The organism is Collinsella sp. TF12-2AT (assembly GCF_003436735.1).
In the GTDB taxonomy this organism is placed as follows: Bacteria; Actinomycetota; Coriobacteriia; order Coriobacteriales; family Coriobacteriaceae; genus Collinsella.
Map to the genome: position 1 here is coordinate 232,123 of NZ_QSQK01000001.1, position 19,999 is coordinate 252,121.

Sequence of the window (19,999 nt, forward strand, 5' to 3'; positions counted from 1 at the left end):
ATTCACTTTGACGTCGAAGAAGACGGCTTTTACGGCGCATATTGGGCGTGCAAGGACACGCATACAGCAGCGGGCACGGATTCAATTGAAACCGTGCCCGCTATCTGATACTATATTATTTTATCGAACGTATGTTCTATTCCCACTCAATCGTCGCGGGCGGCTTGGACGTGATGTCGTAGCACACGCGGTTGGCGCCGGGAACCTCGGCCACGATGCGGCCGGAGATGCGGGCCAGGACGTCGTAGGGCAGCTTGGCCCAGTCGGCGGTCATGGCATCGCTGGACTCGACGGCACGCAGGATAATTGGGCGCTGGTAGGTGCGCTCGTCGCCCATAACGCCGACGGACTTAATGTCGGGCAGGACGGCGAAATACTGCCAGCAGCTATGCTCGGAGTTGCGCTCGCCGGTCTGCTCAAACAGACGCTGGTTATAGGCGTCGAGCTCCTCGCGCACGATGGCGTCGGCATTCTTGAGGATCTCGAGCTTCTCCTTGTCGACCGCACCGATGATGCGGATGGCCAGACCCGGGCCCGGGAAAGGCTGGCGGAACACGATATGACCCGGCAGACCGAGCGCCAGACCAAGCGCGCGGACCTCGTCCTTAAAGAAGTGGTCGAGCGGCTCAATAAGGTCGAAGTGCACGCCCTCGGGGAACGGGATCAGATTGTGATGGCTCTTGATGGTAGCCGTCTTGCCGCCCGTCTTGCGAGCGCCGGACTCAATGATGTCGGGGTAGATGGTGCCCTGAGCCAAGTACTTGACCGGCTTGCCATCGGTCTCGAGCTGCTGCGCCACGGCGAAGAACTCTTTCCAGAACTGCGTACCGATGATGCGGCGCTTCTCCTCGGGCTCGGTCACGCCGGCCAGAAGCTCGGCATAACGGTCCTCGGCGTGGACGTGGATAAAGTCGACGTCAAACTGCTTGGTGAAGACCTCCTCCACCTGCTCGGGCTCGCCCTTGCGCAGCAGGCCGTGGTTGATGAACACGCAGGTCATCTGCTTGCCCACGGCGCGAGCGCCCAGCGCAGCCACGACGGAGGAGTCGACGCCGCCGGACAGGGCCAGAATCACGCGGTCGTCGCCGACCTTCTCGCGGAACTCGGCTGTCATGGTCTCGACCAGGTTATCCATGCTCCAGTTGGGCTCCAGGCCGCAGATCTCAAACAGAAAGTTGCTCAGCAGCTGCTGACCGTACTCGGAGTGCTTGACCTCGGGGTGGAACTGCGTGGTGAAGATCTTGCGCTCGACGCACTCCATGGCGGCAACCGGGCACACGTCGGTGCTGGCGGTAACGGTAAAGCCCTCGGGCACCTCGGACACGGCGTCGCGGTGGCTCATCCACACGGTCTGCTCCATAGGCGTGGAGTTAAAGAGCTTGGCGCCGGCCGTACGCGTGATGGTGGCGCGGCCGTATTCGCCCACCTCGGAGTGACCGACCTTGCCGCCGAGCGTCACGGCCGTGATCTGATGGCCGTAGCAAAAGCCCAGAACGGGAAGGCCCAGGTCAAAGATGGCGGGATCGATGGACGGAGCGTCCTCGGCATACACAGAAGCCGGGCCGCCAGAGAGGATGAGCGCAGAGGCGTTCATTTCGCGAATCTCATCGGCCGAGATGTCGCAGGGAACGATCTCGGAATACACGTTGAGGTCGCGGACGCGACGGGCAATGAGCTGACCGTACTGCGCACCAAAGTCGAGTACGAGGACCTTTGCGGAAGCCTTTTGATCCATGGTTTCCCCCTCTTGTTGGCGGGGAGCCTGTGCCCACCCGCGCGAATAAACGAAAACAGCTTACATAGTGTACACGTTATATGGGGTTTCTCGTCCCTCGCAGCCATCAGCGCACGGCAAACGCACGACCGGGGCCTATTTGACGGCAATTGAAGTGTTACCAAACGTTACAGATGATGTAATACGTTTGAACATTGGACGCCCTGTGCCACAATACTGCCGAACGACTCCGCCTCTGCGGCGGCAAATACGATAGGAATACCAGCATGAAGCGCATCCTTCTCATCGCCACGGGCGGCACCATCGCATCGACCGAGGACGGCAACGGCCTCTCCCCCGCCCTGACCGGTGAGGAGCTCGCCCAGAGCGTCCCCGAGATCTCGGGCCTCTGCGAGCTCGACGTCGTGCAGCCCATGAACATCGACAGCACCAATATGCGTCCGAGCGACTGGATGCGTATCCGCGACGTCATCGTCGAGGGTTATGCCGACCACGACGGCTTCGTGATTCTGCACGGCACCGACACCATGAGCTACACCGCGGCGGCGCTTTCCTATCTGATTCAGGACAGCCCCAAGCCCATCGTACTCACCGGCTCGCAAAAGCCCATGGGCAATCCCTTTACCGACGCCAAGCTCAACCTGTACCAGAGCCTGCTCTATGCGCTCGACGAGCATTCGCACGACGTCTCGATTGTCTTTGGCGGCGTAGCCATTGCCGGCACGCGCGCCCGCAAGCAGCGCACCATGAGCTTTAACGCGTTCATCAGCGTCAACTATCCGCCCATTGCCTATATCCGCAACGACCGCATCGTTCGCAACGGACTCCACGGCACTCACCAGGACGAGAACCCGGTTCGCTTCTACGACAGCATCGACCCGCGCGTATTTGCCCTTAAGCTGACACCCGGCGTGAACCCGGGTATCCTGGACGCTCTTGCCGATAGCTACGACGCTGTGATTCTGGAGACCTTTGGCATTGGCGGTATCCCCGAGTTTGGTGAGTCGGGCGAGTCGTTCCAAGAGGCAATTTTCCGCTGGGTCGATTCGGGTCGCACTGTCGTTATGACCACGCAGGTCCCCGAAGAGGGCCTTGACCTGGGTGTTTATGAGGTCGGCCGTGCCTACGCCGATCATCCGGGCATTTTGCGCGGCGACGACATGACCACCGAGACGCTCGTGGCCAAAACCATGTGGGCACTCGGCCAGTCACGTGATGCGGCCGAGATTCAGCGCCTGTTCTACAGCCAAGTCAACCACGACCGCATCCCGATGGCGTAATTCAGTTGTCGACGGGTATCCCCTATTCGATCCCCTCGAGAAGCTCTGACACCGTCATGCCGAGTGCGGGCGCGATCTTAAATAGAACCTTGAGCGTGAAATTTGCCGTCCCATCTTCGATTCGGTCGAGGTAGGGTCGGCTGATTCCTGTCGCCACACAAAAATCAACCTTGGAGATACCAAGGTCCCTGCGTGTCTCTTCGACCCGCCTGCCAAGAATCTGTTTCGCACGTTCGTCCATGCAGCCGAGTTTGAAATGGAGCTGAACAAAAACGTAAACTATAGTTTACGTTTTGCCGAATACACAGGAGTTTTCTATGTCGGGTTCTTCGGTCCGCATGTACCGAGCCACGCTTCGCACAAACAGCGCACCGCCCAAGCTCGTCGTCGTTGAAGCCGAATGCCTTTCGCCCGATGAGCGCACAGCATTTGCATTACTATCAAGTCGCGTCGCCGCCGTTCTGGTCCCTTGCCCGGCGCAAGGCGAACTTGCCATCCAATGCCAAGCGCACAGCTGCTCGCTCAATCAGGCTGCCGTAATCGCAACCAGCCAACGCGGCCTGCCGCTCCTTTTAGAAGCCGGTATCGCACTCGCCCTCCGCGGCTCCGGATACGAAAACGAGGCCGCCGCCGATATGGTCTTTAAACCACGATCGAGCGGCGGCCTCGCAACAGCCATTGAATATGCGTGCAGGCTCGTTGCCTAAAAGGACAGGCTAGAAACCAAAGCCAAAGCCTGTTCCGGTAATAGCCGAGTACATAAAGTAGACGTTGATTACATTGAGGAACACACCCGTGATGCAGCCGTTTCGCAGGTAGCGCTCGCACACGATGCGCGCCATGGCGGCGGAGTCATCATTGTTTTTAGCCTGACGTCCTGCCGTAAAGTACGTCGCCACGCTCAGCAGCAGGTTGAGCACCGGCAGTGCCAGCAGCTCGTAGCTCTTGCCCCAGCGCGTCACCTCACCGGCCGCGTTAAACTTCGTTGCCACCTCGGGACCAATGTTGGGGATAACACACGCTGCAACCACCAGCGGAATCACCGCAAGTACGAGCAACGCAATACCCATGTAGCCAGCTTTTTTGCCATATTTAAACATATGCGTCGTCCTTACACGTTAAAGCGGAAGTGCACGACGTCGCCATCGGCCATGACATACTCTTTGCCCTCGATACGCAGCTTGCCGGCGGCCTTGGCGCCCTGCTCGCCACCGAGCTCGATGTAATCGTCGTAGCCAATGACCTCGGCCTTAATAAAGCCGCGCTCAAAGTCGGTGTGGATGACGCCGGCGGCCTGCGGAGCGGTTGCGCCCTGACGAACCGTCCAGGCCTTGACCTCCATCTCACCAGCCGTAAAGAACGACTGCAGGCCAAGCAGCTTGTAGGCGGCCTGCGCGAGCACGTCCAGGCCGGGCTGCTCCAGGCCCAGGCTCTCCAGGTAGTCGGCAGCGTCCTCGGGATCGAGCTCGGAAAGCTCGGCCTCAATCTTGGCGCAGATCGGCAGCGGCTTGACGCCATCGATGGGCGCCAGGTCCTCGTTGAGCATATCCTCGTCCACGTTGGCCACATACAGGATGGGCTTCATGGTGAGCAGGAACAGGCCCTTGGCGGCGGCGCGCTCCTCGTCAGTCATCTCCATGGATGCGGCGCGCTTGCCCTCGTTGAGCCAGGCAAGCAGACGCTTGGCGACCTCAAACTTGGGCATGAGCTCCTTGTCGCGCTTGGCCTCCTTCTCGAGCTTGGGCAGCTGCTTCTCGAGCGTGCCCATGTCGGCCAGGATGAGCTCGGTCATGATGGTGTCGGCATCGCCGGCGGGATCGACGAACTCGCCGGTGCGGCCCACCTCACGCATGACGTTGGGGTCCTTAAAGTAGCGCACGACCTCGCAGATGGCGTCGGTCTCGCGGATGTTTGCCAAGAACTGGTTGCCCAGACCCTCGCCCTCGTTAGCGCCCTTCACCAGACCTGCGATGTCGACGAACTCGACCGTAGCCGGCACAATGCGACCCGGGTTGACGATGTCGGCGAGCTTTTGCAGGCGGCTATCGGGCACATCGACGATACCCACGTTGGGGTCGATCGTGGCGAACGGGTAGTTGGCGGCAAGGCCGGTCTTTTTGGTAAGCGCGGTGAACAGCGTCGACTTGCCCACGTTGGGCAGGCCCACGATACCGATGGAAAGGGACACGACAGCTCCTTTTGATACAGGTACTTCAAACTGCATAAGTATAGCGCCGCCGCAGCATCCAGGCGAACCCGGACGCCACGGCGGCGCAAATGAAGCAGAGATAGGGGTCGCTGACTAGTCTGCGAGCTTTTCCACCTGATCGAGCATCTTATCGAGCTTGGCCTTTGCCTCGGCCTTGACCTTCTCGGCCTCCTCGTGAGCCTTCGCCTTCTGGGCGGCCTTTTCCTCGGCCTCGGGATCGGCGACGACCAGATTGGACGCATCGTGTTCGACCAGCTTGAGCGCATGTTCGGGACAAACCTTGACGCAGGCTCCGCAACCCAAACAATACGTGGACTCCAGTGCAAAGCGACCGCTTCCCACCAAATCGCAGGCGGACGTGGGACACGCGTTAACGCACTCGCCGCACGACGTGCACTTGTCAAAATCGCACTCCGGCGTGCTCACCTGCATGTTCTGGGCAAGCTCGGGGTGGTTTTGCAGCGTCGAGAGCACCAGCTGGCGCCCATGGGTGAGCGAACGGCGACGCTTGGTCGTCGTGGTGCCGCACATGGTGTTGAGCGTGCGCTCCAGCTGGGTGATCTGATGGCGATGGGCTTTGAGCTTCTGCGTCACCGAAGCCAGTGCCGCCGTCGCCGGATTGAGTTTGGTCACGGTCAGGCCCGTGGTACGGGCGATCTTTTCCATGTATTCCTTGCGCTCGTACTCGCGGCGCTTATGGCATTTGAGGCTCTTGGGGTCGACCTCCAGGCCCATACCCGTACCAGCCCATTCCTCGGCCTTCGCAATCGCCTCGCCCAGCATGTCCTCGCCACCGGTGTTGCGGCATTTATCGCACACGCCCAGCGGCAGATACACACTCACGTTGGGATAGTCGGCCAGCACCGAGAACCAGGTCTCGGCTGTAATATCGCCCACGCAGGCAACGACGACCTCGTTCTCGCGCGGCATGCGCTTAAGGGCGCGCGTGCAGGTAACGTAGGCGGTCTCGTGACTTGTAGCCGCCGAGACAATGTCGTCATACAGGTTTTTGGGCGCCAGGCGCGGCGAGATGATCGCCTCAGTCGGACAGGCAGCGGCGCACAGGCCACACTTGCGACAGGAATCGAGGATCTCGATGGCATCTTCCTCGACCTCGATGGCGTTGACCGGGCACACGTCCATGCACGCGGTGCAGCCACTCTTTTCGTTTTTGCAGGTCAAGCACGGAATGGTGTTGCCGCGCGGACGCTCCTTGTAGTCAGCAGGATTCCACTGCGGCGCCGACGGATCGAGCGCATCGGTCACACCGCCAAGCGGGTTTTTAAGAAAGTCGAAACCCTTGCTGATCTCGATAATGTCATCAAACAGATCGTGTTCCTGCGCCATGCGCGGCCCCTCCCTGAGCAGTGCAAACAAGCAAGAGATAATGATACGCTATCGGCCCACGCCTCGGGCAAATTACACGCGGAGCATCTTTGCGGCAAATAGCCCATGGCCTATCGCCGCCTCGATTGCACAAGGCCAATCAAGCGCCAAACTATGCCTCGCACATGAGCTGCACGAGCTTTTGCCTGGTCACCTTTGTCTGTTCGTTGGCCATGTTGCGCTCGTTCTTAAAAGTTGCGTCAGCAACGCTCAGCAAATCGGCATCGGTAATCTCATCAAGCCCCAGCTCCTCAAGCGTCGTCGGCAGACCGACGCGCTGGCAAAACTCGAGCACCTGATCAAGCTCGGGTGCACGCTCCAGGCGCAGCTGCACCACCAGACCAAATGCCACGGCCTCACCATGCATGGCCTTGCACTCGGGCAGAATCGTCAGCCCGTTGGCGATGGCATGCGCCAACGCCAAGCCGCCACTCTCAAAGCCGACACCCGAGAGCAAAATATTGCACTCGATCAGGCGTTCAACCGCTGGCGACGTACGCCCCTTTTTGAGATCGCGCTTGGCAGCGACACCGCACTCCATAAGCGTGTCGTAGCAGGCACGAGCCGCAACCAGAGCCAAGTGCCCCGGCGCGCCACCGTGCTCGTTGGCGCCGTGCGCCGCGGCGCACGAACGCGCCTCGAAGTACGTTGCCAGCGCATCGCCCATACCAGCGACCGTCATACGCAGTGGGGCCGCTGCGACCACGTTGGTATCGACCACGACCAGATCTGGATTCTTCTCGAGCATCAGGTAGCGGTCGAACGACCCATCCTCGTGATACAGCACCGAAATCGCGCTGCACGGACCATCCATTGAGGCCGCCGTGGGACATACGCACAACGGCAACTCGGCATAAAACGCTACTGCCTTGGCGATATCGAGCATCTTGCCACCGCCAATACCCACCACCATGTCGCAATACTCAGCCTGGGCTTCCTTAGCCATTTCGGCAACAGCCTCTTCCGTACACGGACCGTTGTAAATTTTAAAGAACGGCTCGCTTAGATCGTCGTCCAGAAATCCATCGACAATCTGCCTGCACAGCCGATCCTCGGTGCCCTGGTCAAACAAGACATAGGCAGCGCAGCCCAACCATGACAAATACCTGCCCTGACGCGAAAGTTCGCCCGGCCCCTGAACATACCGACCGGGACCGCCGTAAACCATAGGAAGCGCCATACGAGAATCCGCCCTTCATCAAACAACGATTGGTGCAAAGTAACCTGACCCCTTTGCACCAACTTGGTGCGATGGGGTCAGGTTGGTTTGCACCATAGCAAAAAGGGGCAAAGCCGTCTGCTGGCTTTGCCCCTTCCTTAGCTTGATTTACTCATCCATAAGGTAGTAGTGACCCAGCGCGTCGGCACCCAGGATGGCGTTTGCGACCATCTCGGGCGTCACCTCAAACGGCATGTTGCACATGGTGTCATCGGGCGCGCAGGCGGCCTCGGCAACAATCATGGCCTGCTCGCGCGTAAGCTCGGCAACGCCAAGTTCCTTCATCGTGACCGGCAGGCCCAGCTCAATGCAGAAGCCCAAGACTTCCTCGAGTTTCTCAGTCGGAGCATCCTCGAGTACCAGCTGAACGATGGTGCCAAAGGCGACCTTCTCGCCGTGATACATGCCGTGGCACTCGGGCAGCATCGTCAGGCCATTGTGGATGGCATGAGCAGCAGCAAGGCCCGAGCTCTCAAAGCCAATGCCCGAAAGCAGCGTATTGGCCTCGATGATATGCTCGACGGCAGGCGTGAGCGCACCCTTCTCCAGCGCGACCTTGGCCTTGACGCCATCGGCCATAAGCGTCTCGTAGCAGAGCTTGGCAAGCGCCAGACCGGCCATGCCGCCTTTGCCACCAGCGCAGGTGCCACCGTCGGCATCGTGCGTCGCCTGGGCCTCAAAGTAGGTTGCGAGCGCATCGCCCATACCTGCCACCGTCAGGCGTACCGGGCTCGCCGCGATAACCGTCGTATCCATAAGAACGATATTGGGGTTCGCCTTAAGGAACAGGTACTTATCGAACTGGCCGTCATCGGTATAGAGCACGGAGAGCGCCGAGCACGGGGCATCGGTCGAAGCGATGGTGGGGCAAATGATGACCGGGGACTCCAGGTAGTAGGCGACGGCCTTGGCGGTGTCGAGGATCTTGCCGCCACCGACGCCGACGATGATGTCGCAGCCGTTGTCGCGCGCGAGCGCAACCAGGCGATCGACCTCGCTCTTGGAGCACTCGCCGTTAAAGTCCTCAAACAGCAACTCGGCCTTAGCCTCGGCAAAACCACCCTCGATCTTGGCACCGACGCGCTTCTTGCCCGAAGGCGTCACGATGACGAGGGCCTTAGCGCCGAGCGGCTCGACATAGGAGCCGAGCTTGGCGAGCTCGTCCGGACCCTGGATGTACTTGCTGGGGCTATTGAAAATTGCAGCCATAACTATCCCATTCTCTAAAAGAAAAAAGAAAGGGGCTCCGTACAGATACGTGCGGAGCCCCTCGTTACGATAACAAGAGTCGATTAGAAATCGATGTCGGTGTCGTAGTAGCAGGCCTTGAGGATCTTCTCGAAGTCGGCAGCCTTGGTCTCACGCGGGTTCTCGGGCGTGCAGGCGTCGGTCTCGGCGTTCGCAGCGATCTCGGGCAGCTTGGCGAGGAACTCCTCCTCGGAAACCATCTGCGGGTTCTCGGCGTCGACCTTCACGCCACCATTCGCGTAATCCTTGATGGACTGCGGAATGTTGAGCTGGTCGTTGAGATCGCGAATCTTCTGGACGAGCGCAGCGATGAGCTCCTCGTTGGTCTCGCCGGGAAGGTGCAGGATCTCCTTGGCCACGTAAGCGTAACGCTCAGCAGCACGCGGGTCCTTGGAGTTCCACTGGATTACCTTGCCCAGGTACATGGCGTTAGCGGCACCGTGGATGATGTGGCCGTTCTCGAAGGCAGCACCGGTCTTGTGAGCCATGGAGTGAACGATGCCGAGCAGGCCCGAGGAGAAGGCGATACCGGCGATGCACTGAGCCTCGTGCATGTGCTGACGGGCCTCATGGTCGCCAGCATAGGACTTGGGCAGCCACTCGACGATCTCGCGGATGCCGTGCAGGGCGTTGGCGTCGGTGAACATAGAGGCGCAGGTGGAAACGTAGGCCTCCATGCAGTGGGTCAGAGCATCCATGCCGGTGTGGGCGCACAGCTTGGCGGGCATGGTGTAGGTGAGCTCGGGGTCGACGATGGCGACATCAGGGGTGATGTTGAAGTCGGCCAGCGGGTACTTGATGCCCTTGGCGTAGTCGGTAATGACGGAGAACGCGGTGACCTCGGTAGCGGTGCCGGAGGTAGAGGAGATGGCGCAGAAATGAGCCTTCTGACGCAGCTCGGGGAAGCTGAACGGCTGGATGATGTTATCGAAGGACTCCTCGGGATACTCGTAGAAGACCCACATGGCCTTAGCGGCATCGATGGGCGAGCCGCCGCCGATGGCGATAATCCAGTCGGGCTCGAACTCGCGCATGGCCTCGGCGCCCTTCATGACCGTCTCGATGGACGGGTCGGACTCGACGCCCTCGAACAGCTTGACCTCGAAACCGCCTTCCTTAAGGTCGTTCTCGACGTCCTGCAGGAACCCGCCGCGGCGCATAGAGCTGCCGCCAGAAACGATGATGGCCTTCTTGCCCTTGAGGTTCTTCACCTCGTGGCGAGCGCCCTCACCAAAGTACAGATCGCGAGGATTGGTAAAACGTCCCATACTGTGCCTCCTAAACAAGCCCCTCTTAGACTTGCGTATATAACGGAGCACCCGATTGGCTCCGTTAGGACCGTTTTGCGCGTTGCCGGCGATGACAATGCGCGATGTCTAAACGTCTCAACGCTCAGACAAACACTATTCTACCGTTCTGGTTGGTCAGTTATTCACCTAAAGCCGACAATGATGAAACGTTTTTTCTATCCCTGAAGACCCTTGTGGGGCATTCATACTCCCAAGCTGGGCAAACGTTTTATCAAGGTTGACCACATATCCCGGGCAGGACGGTGCTCCTCCAAAATGTGCCCCGTTCGCCGCCAAAAATCGACCGTTTGAGGCACCGTGATACCACTCGGTCGTCCAAGGTGCCGACATTTGTGCGACATCCGTCTTCGTGGTGCAAAGGTGCAAGTCCAAGTGCGGCACCCCCGGTGTGCCACATGCGGGTAAACTAGAACCTTATATAGAGACATTTGAACCCTAACCGCAGCAAAGGAGGCCCCATGGCATTCGATCCCATTCAAGAGGATTGCCATCGCCTCGTTCTTGAGGCCTTGCGCCGCGACAATATCCCGCTCACCGACGGTGCCGCCGTAGAGCGTCTGATGGAACAATTCACCCGCAACCCTGCACCGCTCATCGTGCACGACCGCGACCGCGCCGGGCACCTCATTGCCAAGGTGGTCGAGGCTGTCGACTACCGCATCCCCTTTATCCCCGACGACGCCCAGGCAGAGCAAGAAGAAGCCGCAGCCGAGAACATGCTCCGCGAGGCAGCCGCGCTCGATCCGGCCAACTGGGATGCCCAGCGCATGCTGACGGCGCTCACCGCCGAATCCAACGAGGAATACGTACAGTACCTGGTGTCCAAGTGCGATGAAGTCGAGCATGACCTGGCGCTCAAGATCGCCTCGGCTCAGGACCCCTACGAGCGCGAGGCCGCTGGCGACCTCACGCGCCGCCCCTATCTGCGCTGGCTTGCCGCCTTGGCATCGCGCGCCCTCATTAGCGGCCGCTATCGCATGTCGCTCGAAGCCGCAAATCGCAGCTTGGACTTTGCGCCCAACGACCCCGCTGGTGTCCGCCACACCGCGATGCTCGCCATGGCAAAACTCGAATACCCCGCCGAGGAGCTCAAGCGCTTTCGCTCCGCTCACTCCGTGCCGTACCTCGCGAATACCCCGCTGCGCCGCCGCCCCAAAGATGCGGAGCGTGACTTGGACCCATGGACGCTCATCGCGCTGATGAGCGCTGCTTGGCGCGAGCTGGACTACGAGGGCGCCGAGCACTACCTGCGCATCCTTGCGCGCTCGTGTCCGCACGCAGCCGAGGCGCTCTACTTCCAAACCGAGTTTCCCGATGGCGTCTATGCCCGCGTCAACGTGGGTGCAGGCTCCACCGACGAGCTTGTCCTTGCGCTGTCCGAGGCGACGCCGGTACTGCAGGAGGGCCTGGGCGCCCCCGACAACGCCAGCTTTGCCGCCTGGATCGCCACCAACGACATCGTGCGTTCCCAGATCGACGAGCGCATCCTGCGCGCGGCCGAGCAGGGGCTTCCATTTAAGGGAGGGGACCTCTAATGGATCCGAGCGTCTACATCCCCGCCTACCTGGAGCGCACCTATCTGGCGTCGCACCCCGAGCTCACCGATGCAGCACGCGAGCTTGTCCATAACGACATTAGCGCGAATCCTCAAAAGTATGCGCAGGCCGAGCATGCCCAGGCACTGCTGTCCTATGCCGGCGTTCATCGCCACCTGCTCGACGAGCTCCATCGCATCGAGGACATGGGCAGCGACGAGGAGTTTGAGCAGACGCGCAACCGCCTGTTCGACGATATGCGTGATGAGCTGCTCAAGATCGTCCGCATCGATGCGCTGGCCGTCGATGCCCAGCTGCTCGCCATCATTTTGGCGGACACGCCCGTCGACGCCTGCCTGGGCGACCTGATGAAGCTCGAGACGAGCACGGCCGACTACTTGCAACAGGGCGTGCCCGGGTTTGATATGGAGGCCCCGCACTACTGGGCCAATAATGTTTTGGCCGACGGTGTCACCGCAGCGGACCTTACCGTGAGCGAGCCGGCCCTTATCGGGTGGCTTCACACACTCGAGGCCATCTCGCAGCTGTGCATGGCGAGCGCTCGTTACCGCGCCGCCGCCAACTATGCTCGCCGCGTTCTTAAGGCGGAAGGCTATCCTACCCGGGCCGCCGGCACCGTGCTGCTCGCCCTCGCCCGCCTAGAAGACCAGGACGGCTTTTTTGCCCTGGCCCACCAGCTCGAGGAGCAGATGGGGGCAGACGCACTCGAAAACTCTCCTTGGTACCTGCTCGCCCGCACGATCTTGCTGTTCAAAACAAACAAGATGCGCCCGGCGGTGCGTGCGCTGCGTGAGTTCGCTAACCGCTGCGAGGGCGGCGCGTTCTTCTTGCTGAATCCCATGTACCAGACGCCGTATCTTCCCTGCCGACCCGAGCCGCGCGACCCCTGGGACCTTTCGCACCAGGCAGTTTGGGAGGCCGACGGCATTATCTCGGACACCCCCGACTTTGCCCCCTGGGCCAACGCCTGCGAAGATGTATCGCAGCTCGCCCAGGAATTTGCGCGCCGCTACGGCTTTTAGCGACGCGATCGCCCCGACCATGTCATCTATGTTAGGAACGGCTTCATGAACCTCCGCTCATCTCTCGCCTGCACCTCGAGCGATATCGCCCGCTGGGGACTGCGCTCTGTCCTCAAACGCCAGGGTGGCGTGCTTCCCGGCCGCATCGCCATGAAGATCGACCCCGAGCTGCTAAGCGACCTCGCGAGCCTGGTCGACCGCAGCGTGGTGATTACCGGTACTAATGGCAAGACCACCACCTCCAACCTCATCGCTGACGCCGTTGCTGCCAGCGGCGCTACCGTGGTGTGCAACCGTGCCGGCAACAATATGGAGCCTGGTGTGGTGGGTGCTCTGCTCGAGGCCCGCGGCAGCCTTAAGCACACCAGCAGCGGCAAGCGCGTGGGCGTTTTTGAGTGCGACGAGCTCTACACCGTACGCGTTCTGCCCAAGCTCAAACCGACGTACTTTGTGCTGCTCAACCTGTTCCGCGACCAGCTAGACCGCTACGGCGAGATCGACCATACCCAAGACGTCATCGCCCATGCGTTGGAGCTCTCTCCGACGACAACGCTCATCTACAACGCCGACGATCCGCTGTGCGCCTCGATCGCCGCGCGCGTCCCCAACACGAGCATCGCCTTTGGCATCGACGGCGCCACGGGCACCGAGTCCGACCGCATTAGCGACTCGCGTTTTTGCTCGCAGTGCAACGCGCCGCTGGAGTATGACTACGTGCAATACGGCCAGCTCGGCGCCTACCATTGCCCCTCGTGCGGCTGGGCCCGCCCTGCGCTTGTCCGTCGCGTGACGGACGTTGAGCTTACCTACGACGGCTACGAATTTGACTTGGTCTTTGGACCCAATACCGACGCACCCGCAACGCACATCGCCACGCGCTACAACGGCCTGTACATGGTCTATAACGTCGCCGCCGCCTTCTTTGCGGCGCACGAGCTGGGCGTGGACGCGGCGCACCTGCAGCCCACGCTCGATGCCTACGTGCCTGCCGGCGGACGCATGGGCCGCTGGGATATTGCCGGTCGCACCGTCGAGGCAAACCTGGCCAAGAATCCCGTGGGCTTCGATCGCCAGATCCAGTCCATTAAAACGGCAGGTGGCAGGCTCTGCGCCTTCTTCCTAAACGATAACGATGCCGACGGCCACGATGTCTCGTGGATCTACGATGTCGACTTCGAGCGCATCGCCGACACGCCGGGTCTTGTCGCCTTTGCCGGAGGCACGCGTGCGCACGACATGCAGGTACGCCTCAAGTACGCCGGCATCGATGCCGCGATTATCTCGGACGTCGCGCAGGCGATCGGCGCCGTGGCAGACGAGGCCGCCGATGACACCTTCTACGCCGTCGCCAACTACACGGCCTTCCCGCCGTTAGTCAAGGAGCTCGACGGGCTTAAAGACGACGATACAAGCTCGATTGTCTCCCACGCCGTAACGCGCGCCGATGGTAGCGCTGTCCCCACCGATATTGCGCCGGTCGAGCTTTCGCGCCCCCTGCGCATCGTCTACCTGTATCCCGATGCGCTCAACCTCTACGCCGACGGCGGCAACGTTATCGCGCTCGAACGCCGCTGCGCCTGGCGCGGCATTCCCGTGCGTGTGGACGAAGTCCACATGGGCGAGACGCTCGACCTGACCGACGCCGACATCGTTATGATGGGCGGCGGCTCCGATCGCGACCAGCTGGCCGTGGCACACGAACTGCTCGCTCAAAAAGACAAGGTCGCGGCCTATGTTGAGGACGGCGGCACACTGCTTGCTATCTGTGGCGGCTATCAGCTGCTCGGCCGTTCGTACTATATGGGCGAAAATCGCATCGAGGGCCTGGGCGTCATTGCCGCCGAGACCGTACGCGGCTCCGACCGCCTGATCGGCAACGTCGCCGTCAAGACCGACCTGGCACCCGAGCCCTTTGTGGGATTCGAGAACCACGGTGGCCGCACGCTTTTGGACGCCGATGCCACGCCGCTCGGAACGTCCGTCGTCACGGGCACCGGCAACAACGGCGACGATGGCTTTGAGGGTCTCATCTACAAGGGTGTCATCGGCACGTACCTGCATGGCCCGGCGCTGCCCAAGAACCCCGAACTCGCCGACTGGCTCATCGCGCACGCCCTCGAGCGCCGTGGCGACACACAGGCCGCCGCCCTGCTGCCGCTCAAACCCCTCGACGACACCTACGAGCACGCCGCCCACGACGCCGCCATGAAGCTCCTCCCCTAACGCCCCAACCACCACAAAGGGGACAGGTACCTTTGTGGTGGTTTTCCAGTTTGCCAACGATATACGCGCCGGCAAAAAAGTCTGCTATACTCTTTCCCGCTGTCCCCATCGTCTAGCGGCCAAGGACGCCACCCTTTCAAGGTGGATATCGCGGGTTCGAATCCCGCTGGGGGCACCACAGAATCTGAGAAGCCCGTTACCAATTCGGTAGCGGGCTTTTTGCTACCCATACGCCGGGATTCGAACCCCGAAGGCATAAAATCACACTGTCATCCAAGGGCCCGTGGACAAAAAATAGCAAATATGAGTACTGTTACCAATTTAGTAACAGCGATTTCATGCCATCAGAAGGCGATTTGGACACAAGGCGTCCTACGGCGGAGGAATTGCAGGCATTTATCAGCTAAGTACTTGGACATATGTTGCGTAACACTGCATATTTTGCAAAAAGATAATGCTACAGGGCTTGTGACAGTACTCATATTTGACGTTTTTTGCCCACGACCCCTTATTGCGTGGGCGAATCAGTTGCAAAGCGGGATCCAAAGCGTCCTTCGCAAACAAAAACCGGGGCCCGCGCGATGCGGACCCCGGCTCAATACCGTGACGATATGTCAGCTACGTCCTACACGTAGAACAGGATGTCATCGTAGGTCGGAACCGGCCAGTAGTCGGCGGCCACGATCTCCTCCATTGCGTCCACGGCGGCACGCAGCGTATCCATAGCGGGAACGACCTCGTGTGCATACACGTTGGCCTGCTCCTGGCCATCAAGAGCCTCGGCCTTCTGATGCACGGCGTCGAGCGCCTTGATGGAATCGTTGATGGCGGTGATACCGTTGCAGAGCTTGTTGAGCGTGTTCTGCTCGCACTGCATGGCGGCCTCAGCACCGGCGGCACGAATAGTCTCAAGGCCCTTAGCAACCTTGGTGGCATAGGCGGTAATGACCGGACGATAGGTACGACGCGCCTCGCGAACCATCGTGGTGGCCTCGATGTTCATGAGCTTGTTGTACTTCTCGAGCTTGCAGTCGTAGCGGCACTGGGCCTCGGCCTTGGTCAGGACACCCGTCTCCTCAAAGAGCGCAATGGCCTTATCGGAAACAAAGGCGGGAAGAGCGTCGGCCGTGGTCTTGTTGTTGGCAAGGCCGCGCTTCTCGGCCTCGATGGGCCACTCGTCGGAGTAACCGTCACCGGAGAACAGGATGCGCTGGTGATCGGTCAGCACCTTCTTGCAGTACTCGAGCGCGGCGTCCTGGAACTTATCCTCGGGCGTACCCTCGAGTGCGTCGGCGAAAGACTTGAGCGACTTGGCCACGGCAGCATCGAGCACCAGGTTGGAGTCGGAGACGTTCTGCTCGGAGCCGCAGGCACGGAACTCGAACTTGTTGCCGGTGAAGGCGAACGGGGAGGTGCGGTTGCGGTCGGTGTTGTCCTGCATCAGCTTGGGCAGGGTATCAGCGCCCAGGTCGAGCACGCCGCGCGTGGCGTGGACGGAAGCCTTGCCGTCGATGATCTTCTCGACAACCTCGGTAAGCTGGTCGCCCAGGAAGATGGACATAATCGCCGGAGGAGCCTCGTTGGCGCCCAGACGATGATCGTTGCCGGCCGAGGCAACGGAGGCACGCAGGAGCTCCTGATAGTTATCGACGGCCTCGATCACCGCGGTGAGGAAGACGATGAACTGCAGGTTGTCGAGCGGGGTGTCGCCCGGGTCGAGCAGGTTCTCGGACTCGGTGCCAAGCGACCAGTTGTTGTGCTTGCCCGAACCGTTGATGCCCTCGAAGGGCTTCTCGTGCAGCAGGCAGACCAAGTCGTGGCGGGAGGCGATGAGCTTCATCTTCTCCATCATGACCAGATTCTGGTCGATGGCCTCGTTGACCTCGCCGTAGACAGGGGCGAGCTCATGCTGGCAGGGAGCGACCTCGTTGTGCTTGGTCTTGGCAGGAATGCCAAGCGCCCACAGCTCGTCGTCCAGGTCCTTCATATAGGCCGAGACGGTGGGGCGGATAGCGCCAAAGTAGTGCTCCTCGAGCTCCTGACCCTTGCAGGGAGCAGCGCCAAAGAGGGTGCGACCGGTGATGACTAGGTCCCTGCGCTTGCGGTAAGCGTCCTTCTTGATCAGGAAGTACTCCTGCTCATCGCCCACGGAAGGAACGACCTTCTTGGGGGTCTTGCCAAACAGCGCCAAAACGCGCTTGGACTCACGCGAGAGCGCGGTCATGGAGCGCAGCAGCGGGGTCTTCTTGTCCAGGGCCTCGCCCGTGTAGGAGCAGAAAGCCGTGGGGATGCACAGGACATCGTCCTTGATAAAGGCGGGGCTAGTGGGATCCCAAGCGGTGTAGCCACGGGCCTCGAAGGTGGCACGCAGGCCGCCGTTGGGGAAGCTCGAGGCATCGGGCTCGCCCTGGATGAGGTTCTTGCCCGTAAACTTGGTAATGGCGGTGCCGTCGTGGTTGGGCTCGAGGAAGCTGTCGTGCTTCTCGGAAGTAATGCCCGAAAGCGGCTGGAACCAGTGCGCGTAGTGCGTCGCGCCCTTGGAGATGGCCCAGACCTTCATGGCGTGGGCAACGGCGTTGGCCACATCCAGGTCGAGCGGCTCACCGTCCTCGAGGGTTGCAGCAAGGCGCTTCCAAATGTCCTTGGGGAGGTAGTCCTTCATGACTTCCTCAGAGAACACCATGGTCCCGAAGCGGTCAGTAAGTTCGGCCATACGGAACTCCCTTCGTATCGGCACCGCGTGAGAAGCGGTGTTGATTACTAACGAACGAGTCATAGATTAGGCTCGTCGTGTTTCCGCGACATTACCGTTATGTTGCTGTCACGAAACCAATCAATGAGGTTACCGCATCGCGGCGGCGTTGCCGCCCTCAACGGCCAATCAACTGTATAAATTGCAGACCTCTCCCCATGGTTTAAGGGTAGTCAATTTGGGATGGGGCTCTATTAACTGGTATTTCGCATCAGATACCAGTCTTTATAGCCCCATCCTAGATTGGCCGCTCTGCTATAGGGAATGTCGATAGCAAGGCATCTTTGATTGGTATCCCCCAAATAGTGAGTGAAACTCCACCGTGGCATAGTGGTGCTGTAGAATCCTTACAACACATCACACTATTTAAGTATCTAAAGGAGCACGATATGCGCGTCGACGAGGTTTTTAAGCAGGCAGCATCCCAGGGCACCGCACCCGTTTCGTTTGAGATGTTCCCGCCCAAGGGCGAGCTGACCCTCGACACGGCTCGCGAAGTGGCAGGCAATCTGTGCAAGCTTTCGCCGAGCTTTGTCTCGGTCACCTGCTCGGCCGGCGGCTCGGGCAACGGTGCCACCACCGCCCCCATCGCGCATATGATTTCGAGCGAATTCGACACGCCCTCGGTGGCGCACCTTACCTGCGTTGGCCGCACGCATGCCGACATCGCCGCCAAGATCGACGAATACCGCTCCGCCGGCGTAGAAAATGTGCTGGCCCTGCGCGGTGATCTTCCTGCTGGCGCGACCGAGGACGACAAGCCCGCCTCGGACTACGCCTACGCCCGCGACCTCATCCCCGAGCTCGTCGACGCCGGCTTTTGCGTGGGCGCCGCGGCCTACCCCGAGGGCCACATTGCCTGTGAGGACCTCAACGCTTCGGTCGAATACCTCAAGCAAAAACAGGACGCCGGCGCGAGCTTCTTTGTGACGCAGCTCTTCTTTGACAACGAGTGCTTCTACCGCTTCCGCGAGCTTGCCGACAAGGCGGGCATCACGGTGCCCATCACCGCGGGCATCATGCCGTTTATGGGCAAGTCCCAGATCAGCCGCATGGTCTTTATGTGCGGCGCGTCGCTGCCCTCCCCCGTCATCAAGATTCTCGCCAAGTACGAGAACGACCCCGAGAGCCTGCAGGCAGCCGGTGTAGATTATGCCGCCCGTCAGCTTTGCGACCTTAAGGAGCACGGTGCCGCCGGTCTGCACCTGTACACTATGAATCGTCCTGCGATCGCCGCGACCATTATGGAGCGCCTGGGGTAATGGAAAAACCGCACATCGATACAACCGCTGTCGAAGTGCCGGCCGACCTTGCGTCGCCGGCGCTTTACCGTGTCGATGCTGCGCACCATCCCCGTGTCGACCGTGCCGAGATGCTGCGGTATCTGGGCTACGGCGGCCAGCAGATTGAGCCCGAGCTGTCACGACGTATTGAGCTTGTGGTCGAGCGCCTTGAGCTGGACATTGAGCCCCGCGGCGTGCGGCGCGTGTTTACCGTCGATGCCACGGGCGTGGACGAGCAGGGAGAGCCTTGCATCCGTCTGGTTGGCACCAACGTTGAGCTGCGCGGTCGCGACATCTATCGACATCTCAAGGACGCCCGCATGGCCGCGCTCATGGCATGCACCCTCGGCATGGACGCCGAGCGTCGTCTGCGCACCACGGGAGCTCAGCAGCCCCTAGAGGGAGCCGTGCTCGACGCCGCATGCTCTGCCTATGTAGAAGCCGCCGTTGAGCAAATGGACCAGCAGGTCAAGACGGACGCCGCCGTTCATGGGCTCGCCGGCAACTGGCGCTTTAGTCCCGGCTATGGCGACTGCCCGCTCTCGGCCCAGCGCTCGATCGTGAATGCGCTCAACGCCACGCGGCTCATCGGGCTTACCGTCACGCCCACCAGCCTGCTCATGCCCACCAAGAGCGTGACCGCGGTGATTGGTCTGTTTGACGGCGAAGTCCACGACGCCCAGAGCCGCCCCACCTGCAATATCTGCCGCATGCGCGAGCACTGCCGCTTCCGTGCCGCCCACACCACCTGCTATTCCAGCCATTAGGAGCCCTCG

16 protein-coding genes and 1 tRNA gene are annotated in these 19,999 nt (G+C 60.7%); 8 read left to right on the forward strand and 9 right to left on the reverse strand.

Annotated elements, in window-relative coordinates; genetic code table 11:
- Nucleotides 1–136: 136 nt before the first annotated feature.
- Entirely contained in the window at nt 137–1,735 is a 1,599-nt protein-coding gene (gene guaA / locus DXD24_RS00980; RefSeq protein WP_035136929.1) for a glutamine-hydrolyzing GMP synthase, read from the reverse strand.
- A gap of 266 nt (nt 1,736–2,001) precedes the next feature.
- On the opposite strand from guaA, the gene DXD24_RS00985 reads away from it, so the two are divergent.
- Nucleotides 2,002–3,015, forward strand: a complete 1,014-nt coding sequence (locus DXD24_RS00985) for an asparaginase (protein WP_117645891.1) — start codon at nt 2,002–2,004, stop codon at nt 3,013–3,015.
- Nucleotides 3,016–3,037: 22 nt separating this feature from the next.
- Here DXD24_RS00985 and DXD24_RS10320 read toward each other — a convergent pair whose 3' ends face one another.
- Nucleotides 3,038–3,256, reverse strand: a complete 219-nt coding sequence (locus tag DXD24_RS10320; protein ID WP_035136926.1) for a helix-turn-helix domain-containing protein — start codon at nt 3,254–3,256, stop codon at nt 3,038–3,040.
- 76 nt (nt 3,257–3,332) lie between these two features.
- Between DXD24_RS10320 and DXD24_RS00995 the strand changes: the two genes are divergently transcribed.
- Entirely contained in the window at nt 3,333–3,722 is a 390-nt protein-coding gene (locus tag DXD24_RS00995; protein WP_117645894.1) for a hypothetical protein, read from the forward strand.
- Between the two features lie 9 nt (nt 3,723–3,731).
- On the opposite strand, the gene DXD24_RS01000 is transcribed toward DXD24_RS00995, so the two are convergent.
- From DXD24_RS01000 to DXD24_RS01025, 6 genes are all read right to left on the reverse strand, one after another.
- A complete protein-coding gene (locus tag DXD24_RS01000; RefSeq protein WP_089572786.1) occupies nt 3,732–4,115 on the reverse strand; it encodes a DUF1648 domain-containing protein in 384 nt (127 codons plus the stop codon).
- Between the two features lie 11 nt (nt 4,116–4,126).
- Nucleotides 4,127–5,203, reverse strand: coding sequence for a redox-regulated ATPase YchF (gene ychF, locus DXD24_RS01005; protein ID WP_089572784.1), 1,077 nt, complete (start codon nt 5,201–5,203; stop codon nt 4,127–4,129).
- 114 nt (nt 5,204–5,317) lie between these two features.
- Nucleotides 5,318–6,571 carry a 4Fe-4S binding protein gene (locus tag DXD24_RS01010; RefSeq protein WP_089572782.1) on the reverse strand — a complete coding sequence of 418 codons (1,254 nt, stop codon included), beginning with the start codon at nt 6,569–6,571 and terminating at the stop codon, nt 5,318–5,320.
- Nucleotides 6,572–6,722: 151 nt separating this feature from the next.
- A complete protein-coding gene (locus DXD24_RS01015; protein WP_117645896.1) occupies nt 6,723–7,790 on the reverse strand; it encodes a glycerol dehydrogenase in 1,068 nt (355 codons plus the stop codon).
- A 147-nt stretch (nt 7,791–7,937) separates the two neighbouring features.
- Nucleotides 7,938–9,038: a glycerol dehydrogenase gene (locus DXD24_RS01020; protein WP_117635909.1), complete on the reverse strand. Its 1,101-nt coding sequence runs from the start codon at nt 9,036–9,038 to the stop codon at nt 7,938–7,940.
- Nucleotides 9,039–9,121: 83 nt separating this feature from the next.
- Complete coding sequence (locus DXD24_RS01025; protein WP_089572776.1) at nt 9,122–10,345, reverse strand: iron-containing alcohol dehydrogenase; 1,224 nt, start codon at nt 10,343–10,345, stop codon at nt 9,122–9,124.
- A gap of 500 nt (nt 10,346–10,845) precedes the next feature.
- Between DXD24_RS01025 and DXD24_RS01030 the strand changes: the two genes are divergently transcribed.
- The 4 genes from DXD24_RS01030 (at nt 10,846) to DXD24_RS01050 (ending at nt 15,366) form a co-directional block, all read left to right on the forward strand.
- On the forward strand, nt 10,846–11,922 hold the full coding sequence (locus tag DXD24_RS01030) for a hypothetical protein (protein WP_117645898.1): 1,077 nt from the start codon (nt 10,846–10,848) through the stop codon (nt 11,920–11,922).
- Entirely contained in the window at nt 11,922–12,965 is a 1,044-nt protein-coding gene (locus DXD24_RS01035) for a hypothetical protein (RefSeq protein ID WP_117645900.1), read from the forward strand. The genes DXD24_RS01030 and DXD24_RS01035 overlap by 1 nt, the downstream gene beginning before the upstream one ends.
- Nucleotides 12,966–13,010: 45 nt before the next feature.
- Nucleotides 13,011–15,188, forward strand: a complete 2,178-nt coding sequence (locus DXD24_RS10210; protein WP_233502282.1) for a MurT ligase domain-containing protein — start codon at nt 13,011–13,013, stop codon at nt 15,186–15,188.
- Nucleotides 15,189–15,289: 101 nt separating this feature from the next.
- A tRNA-Glu gene (locus DXD24_RS01050) sits at nt 15,290–15,366 on the forward strand.
- 447 nt (nt 15,367–15,813) lie between these two features.
- Here the strand turns inward: DXD24_RS01050 and DXD24_RS01055 are convergent.
- Entirely contained in the window at nt 15,814–17,901 is a 2,088-nt protein-coding gene (locus tag DXD24_RS01055; protein WP_117645902.1) for a glutamine synthetase III, read from the reverse strand.
- Nucleotides 17,902–18,329: 428 nt separating this feature from the next.
- On the opposite strand from DXD24_RS01055, the gene DXD24_RS01060 reads away from it, so the two are divergent.
- Nucleotides 18,330–19,202, forward strand: a complete 873-nt coding sequence (locus tag DXD24_RS01060; RefSeq protein WP_089573170.1) for a methylenetetrahydrofolate reductase — start codon at nt 18,330–18,332, stop codon at nt 19,200–19,202.
- Nucleotides 19,202–19,990, forward strand: coding sequence for a hypothetical protein (locus DXD24_RS01065; protein WP_089573171.1), 789 nt, complete (start codon nt 19,202–19,204; stop codon nt 19,988–19,990). The genes DXD24_RS01060 and DXD24_RS01065 overlap by 1 nt, the downstream gene beginning before the upstream one ends.
- Nucleotides 19,991–19,999: the final 9 nt, after the last annotated feature.